This window comes from Pseudonocardia pini (genome assembly GCF_013870575.1).
In the GTDB taxonomy this organism is placed as follows: domain Bacteria; phylum Actinomycetota; class Actinomycetes; order Mycobacteriales; family Pseudonocardiaceae; genus Pseudonocardia; species Pseudonocardia pini.
Window position 1 is genome coordinate 1 of record NZ_JACBXB010000369.1, and the last position, 5,336, is coordinate 5,336.

At 73.3% G+C, this 5,336-nt stretch carries 7 protein-coding genes; all 7 read right to left on the reverse strand.

Features of this window, described 5'->3' with window-relative positions:
- A partial coding sequence (locus H5J29_RS19665; RefSeq protein ID WP_181782515.1) for a cytochrome c biogenesis CcdA family protein occupies positions 1 to 531 on the reverse strand: 531 nt, incomplete at its 3' end.
- 111 nt (positions 532 to 642) lie between these two features.
- Positions 643 to 1,233: a TlpA family protein disulfide reductase gene (locus H5J29_RS19670; protein WP_181782516.1), complete on the reverse strand. Its 591-nt coding sequence runs from the start codon at positions 1,231 to 1,233 to the stop codon at positions 643 to 645.
- On the reverse strand, positions 1,230 to 1,892 hold the full coding sequence (locus tag H5J29_RS19675) for a histidine phosphatase family protein (protein ID WP_181782517.1): 663 nt from the start codon (positions 1,890 to 1,892) through the stop codon (positions 1,230 to 1,232). Before H5J29_RS19675 ends, H5J29_RS19670 begins: the two co-directional genes overlap by 4 nt.
- Positions 1,889 to 3,199 carry a glutamate-1-semialdehyde 2,1-aminomutase gene (gene hemL / locus H5J29_RS19680; protein ID WP_181782518.1) on the reverse strand — a complete coding sequence of 437 codons (1,311 nt, stop codon included), beginning with the start codon at positions 3,197 to 3,199 and terminating at the stop codon, positions 1,889 to 1,891. The genes H5J29_RS19675 and hemL overlap by 4 nt, the downstream gene beginning before the upstream one ends.
- Before the next feature lie 10 nt (positions 3,200 to 3,209).
- A complete protein-coding gene (locus H5J29_RS19685; RefSeq protein ID WP_181782519.1) occupies positions 3,210 to 3,821 on the reverse strand; it encodes a hypothetical protein in 612 nt (203 codons plus the stop codon).
- Positions 3,822 to 3,837: 16 nt separating this feature from the next.
- Positions 3,838 to 4,119: a DUF4282 domain-containing protein gene (locus H5J29_RS19690; protein WP_181782520.1), complete on the reverse strand. Its 282-nt coding sequence runs from the start codon at positions 4,117 to 4,119 to the stop codon at positions 3,838 to 3,840.
- Positions 4,116 to 5,093, reverse strand: a complete 978-nt coding sequence (hemB, locus tag H5J29_RS19695; RefSeq protein ID WP_181782521.1) for a porphobilinogen synthase — start codon at positions 5,091 to 5,093, stop codon at positions 4,116 to 4,118. The genes H5J29_RS19690 and hemB overlap by 4 nt, the downstream gene beginning before the upstream one ends.
- Between the last annotated feature and the right edge of the window lie 243 nt (positions 5,094 to 5,336).

The window sequence follows — 5,336 nt, forward strand, 5'->3', positions numbered from 1 at the left end:
GAGTTCCGCGACCTCGCCGACGCCTTCGACACCATGCTCGCCCGGCTCGAGGATGCAGGGCACCCAGCCGAGGCCGAACACCGCGCCGAGCAGCGGGGCGCCCCAGAGGCCGAGGCGCGGCACCCAGTGCACGCGGCGCTCGTTCTGCAGCACGGGGACCAGGCCGACGAACGCCAGCCCCATCACGATCATCACGATCCCGCCGACCCGCTGGAGCAGTTGCTCGTTGCGGACCAGCACGTCGGCCAGCCAGACGACGCCCACGAGGATCGCGCCGAACACCACGGTGAACCCGGCGACGAACAGCGCCGCGGCCCCCGCGACCCGGAACCGACCCCGACGGTGCTCGCTCGCCTCCTCGCGCGTGACGGGCGGGGCGTCGGCCCCCACCAGCCCCGCGAGGTAGGCGAGGTAGCCCGGGACCAGCGGCACCACGCAGGGCGAGGCGAAGCTGACCGCCCCCGCGAGCACGGCGACCACCGCTGCGACGAGCAGCGGACCGCTGACCGCGAGGGTGGTCGAGGCATCCATCACTGGACAGAGTACGCACGTTCTACACGCGGTAGTGGACCCGCCCGCACCAGGGAGCCACACCTGTCGCTGGACGGGGTCGACACGACAGTTGTGGCTCCATGACGCGGGTCAGGCGGGTCGGGGAGTCTCGGCTGCCAGGCGTTGGACGGTCTGGAGGAGGTCGCTGGGGCGGATCGTCGTGAGGTACACCGCCGCGACCCGGTGCTGCCGGTCGAGCACGAGCGTGCTCGGCACGACGTTGCGCGGGTAGCCGTCGAGCGCGGCGAGGCTGCGGGAGGCCGGGTCGAAGATCGAGTCGTAGGTCAGGCCGCGGTCCTGCACGAAGTCCCGGGCGGCGGCCCGGTCGTCCCGGACGTCGATGCCCAGCACCGCGACGCCGTCGGCCCGGGTCTGCTGCGCCACGAACTCCAGGTCGGGGGCCTCGGCCCGGCAGGGCCCGCACCACGAACCCCAGATGTTGACGATCACGACCTGGCCTGCGTAGTCCGCCAGCCCGACCTGCGCGCCCTCCTTCAGCAACGAGTCCCCGGACAGCTCCGGGCTCGCGCCGCGCGCGGACGGCGGGTCGTAGAGGATCGTCGTCTGCCCGCCCGGGGCCACGAAGGTGAACTCCTGCTGCGTGGTCGCCACCGCGTCCTTGCTGGTCGAACAGCCCGCCAGCACCAGCGCCCCGAGCAGCAGGAACAGGATCCGTCTCATGCGCCCGTGGCGGTGGGGTCGGAGGCTCCCGCGGGCTCCACGTAGGTCAGCCCGGTCATGGTGGTGCCGGTGAACTCCACGCTGGTCAGCGAGGCGAGTGCGCACTGGCGCGAGCGCGGGTCGTGCCAGAGCCGCTGTCCCAGCAGGTAGCGGCGCAGGGTCCAGATCGGCAGCTGGTGGGACACGCAGACGGCCTCGTGGCCCTCGGCCAGCGCACGGGCCCGGTGCACCGCGCCGAACATCCGGTGCGCGATCGTGAGGTACGGCTCGCCCCAGGACGGCGTGAACGGGTCCCGCATCAGCCGCCAGTTGGCGGGCTTCTTCAGCGCGCCGTCCCCGACCCCGAACCGCTGCCCCTCGAACAGGTTCCCGGACTCGATGAGCCCGTCCTCGGTCACGATCTCCAGCCCGTGCGTCTCCGCGAGCGGCGCGGCCGTCTCCTGGGCGCGCTGCAGCGGGGAGGCGACCACGGCGGTGACGTCGTGCTCGGCGAGGAACTTCGCGACGGTCTCGGCCTGCGCCCGCCCCTCGTCCGCCAGCCGGTAGCCGGGGATCCGCCCGTAGAGGACGCCCTCGGGGTTGTGCACCTTGCCGTGGCGCAGCAGGTGGACGACGGTCCTGGGCCCGGTGGGCTCGGGCGAGGTCCGGTCCCCGCTCACGGGGCGACCGCCGCGGCCGCCGCGCGGGCGGCGTCGGGGAGGGCCTTCTCGATGACGGCGAACGCGTCGTCGTCGAGCGCTGCGGAGACGAACCAGGCCTCGAACGCGCTCGGTGGGCCGTACACCCCGGCCTCGAGCAGGGCGTGGAAGAACGCGGGGAACCGCCAGGTGTCGGCGGCCTTCGCGGTGTCGTAGTCCACGACCTCGGACTCGGTGAAGAAGACCGAGAACATGTTCCCGGCGGTCTGGACCCGGTGCGGGACCCCGGCGGCGGACAGCGCGTCGCCGAACAGGCCGACGAGGCGGGCGGCGTTGGCGTCCAGCGTCGCGTAGACCGCCTGGTCCGCGAGCCGCAGGGTGGTGAGCCCGGCGGCCACGGCGACGGGGTTCCCCGAGAGCGTCCCGGCCTGGTAGACGGGGCCCGCCGGGGCCAGGTAGGCCATCAGCTCGGCAGGCCCGCCGAAGGCCGCGGCGGGCAGCCCCCCGGACATGACCTTGCCGAAGGTGTAGAGGTCCCCCGCCACGCCGTCGAGCCCGAACCAGCCGGCGGGCGAGACCCGGAAGCCGGTCATGACCTCGTCCATGACCAGCAGGGCGCCGTACTCGCGGGTGAGGTCGCGCAGACCCTGGTTGAAACCGGGGCGGGGCGCGACCGCTCCCATGTTCCCGGCGGCCGCCTCGGTGATCACGCAGGCGATCTCCGAGCCCCGCTCGGCGAAGACCGCGCGGACCGCCTCGAGGTCGTTGTACGGCAGCACCACGGTGTCCTGCGCCTGCGCGCCGGTCACCCCGGGGCTGGTCGGCAGGCCGAGGGTGGCCACGCCGGAGCCCGCCTGGGCGAGCAGCGCGTCCACGTGGCCGTGGTAGCACCCCGCGAACTTGACGACGACCGTGCGCCCGGTGATCCCCCTGGCCAGCCGGATGGCGCTCATGGTCGCCTCGGTACCCGAGTTCACCAGCCGGACCTGCTGCACCGGCTCGACCCGGTCGATGATCGCCTCGGCCAGCCGCACCTCGGCCTCGGTGGGGGCGCCGAAGGACAGCCCGTGCACGGCGGCCTCGCGGACCGCCTCGACGACCTCGGGGTGCGCGTGGCCGAGGATCATCGGGCCCCACGACGAGACCAGGTCGACGTAGCGGTTGGCGTCCGCGTCGGTCAGCCAGGAGCCCTTCGCGGAGACCATGAACCGCGGCGTCCCGCCGACCGCGTTGAACGCGCGGACCGGGGAGTTGACGCCGCCGGGGATGACCTCGGAGGCTCGGGCGAACAGGGCCGCGGAGTGGGAGACGGGCTGGGTGGCGCTCACCCGTCCAGTCTTACAGCCTGGCGAACCAGGCCGCGGAGGGCCGGACGTACAGCAGCGCCACGCCCGCCGCCGAGAGCAGCACCGGCAGCAGGACGATCGCCGCCCCGGATCCGGCGCCCCCCACGTTGAGCAGCAGGAACAGGTCGAAGAGCACGGTGAGGACGGTGACCGCGACCCGACCCCAGCCGCGCCGCGCGAACGCCGCGGCCGCGAGTGCGACGTAGACCACCGCGAGCACGGCGATGAGCGCCAGCATCAGCCGCACGGCCTGCAGGAACTGGTCGAACGAGACGCCGTACTGGGTCAGCATCGCCGGGAGCCCCAGCTCGGCGGGGAACATGTCCTCGGTGATCGGGACGGCCATCCCCAGCACGCCCAGCACCAGGAACGGCAGCGCGGACAGCACCGCGAGCACGAAGGCGCCGATCACCGTGCCCGGCCTGCGCGCGGGTGCGGCGGGCACGGGGGGCAGCCCGGCGGGCTGCTGCGCGTACGGCGTGTAGGCGTACGGGTCGCCGGTCGCGCCCGGCCCGTAGGGGTTCTGCGGGTACTGGGAGTACTGCCCGCTCGACGGCCCACTGGGGTAGTAGCGGGGGCCGTCCCCCTGGTCACCGGTGCTCACGCCTGCAGGGTACCGCTCAGTCCCGACGCCGGACGTCCTGCGACAGGCGAACCACGGCGACCAGGAACTCCAACGTCACGCGCAGCAGGAGCAGGGCGAACAACGCCGCGACCGCCCCGCCCACGAGCGCCGCGACCCCGAGGCCGAAACCCCGGGTGAAGAAGGCGATCACGATGCCCGCGTACCCCACCACCGTCAGGACGATCCCGACGACGTAGAGGAACCGGACCACCGCGGGCGTGGCGAACCGCTCGAAGTTCAGGTCGGTGAGCGCGGACAGCACCCCGGGTTCCCTCACGAGCCCAGGATCCCGGCGACCTCGGAGGCCCAGTACGTGAGGACGACGTCCGCACCGGCCCGGCGGAAGCTCGTCAGCGACTCCAGGATGGTGCGCTCGCGCTCCAGCCAGCCGTTCGCCGCGGCGGCCTCGACCATCGCGTACTCGCCGCTGACCTGGTACGCGGCGACCGGGACGTCGGCCGTGTCGGCGATGGTCCGCAGCACGTCGAGGTAGGGCAGGCCGGGCTTGACCATGACCATGTCCGCGCCCTCCTCGAGGTCGAGCGCGAGCTCGCGCAGCGCCTCGCGGAGGTTCGCCCCGTCCTGCTGGTAGGTCTTGCGGTCGCCGGTGAGCTGGCTCTCGATCGCGTCCCGGAACGGCCCGTAGAACGCGCTGGTGTACTTCGCGGTGTAGGCGAGGATGCCGGTGTCGGCGAGGCCCGCGGCGTCGAGCGCCTCGCGGATCACGCCGACCTGGCCGTCCATCATCCCGCTGGGCCCGACGACGTGGGCGCCGGACTCGGCCTGCACCACGCCCATCCGCGCGTAGATCTCGAGGGTGGCGTCGTTGTCGACCCGCCCCCGGGCGTCGAGCACGCCGCAGTGCCCGTGGTCGGTGAACTCGTCCAGGCAGAGGTCGGACATGATCACCGTGTCGTCGCCGAGCTCCTGCCGCAGGTCACGGAGGGCGACGTTGAGGATCCCGTCCGGGTCCGTGGCGCCGGAGCCGACGGCGTCGTGGTGCTCGGGGACGCCGAACAGCATGACCCCGCCCACGCCGCGCTGGACGGCCTCGACCGCGGCCTTCCGCAGGCTGTCCCGGGTGTGCTGGACGACCCCCGGCATCGACGCGATCGGGGTGGGCCCGGTGGCGCCCTCCCGCACGAACATCGGCAGGACGAGGTGCCGGGGCCGCAGCTCGGTCTCGGCCACCAGCCTGCGCAGGGCCGGGGTGGAGCGGAGTCGCCGCGGCCGCTGAACGGGGAAGCCCATGGGCCCAGCGTACGGCTGCGCCCGGACGGCGCTGTCGCGCGCCAGGGGTTTACCGGGTATGCACGACGGGGTCGTTCGTGCATACCCGGGGGCGGTGACGGAGAGTGGCAGCCGATGAGGCATCCTGCGCGCGTGACCAAACCGGGACGCAGCGTCATCGCCCTCCTTCTCGATCGATCCAGCTCGCTGGCACCGCTGCGCGACGACGTGCGCGCCGCGCTCGCCGAGCTCCTCACCGAGCAG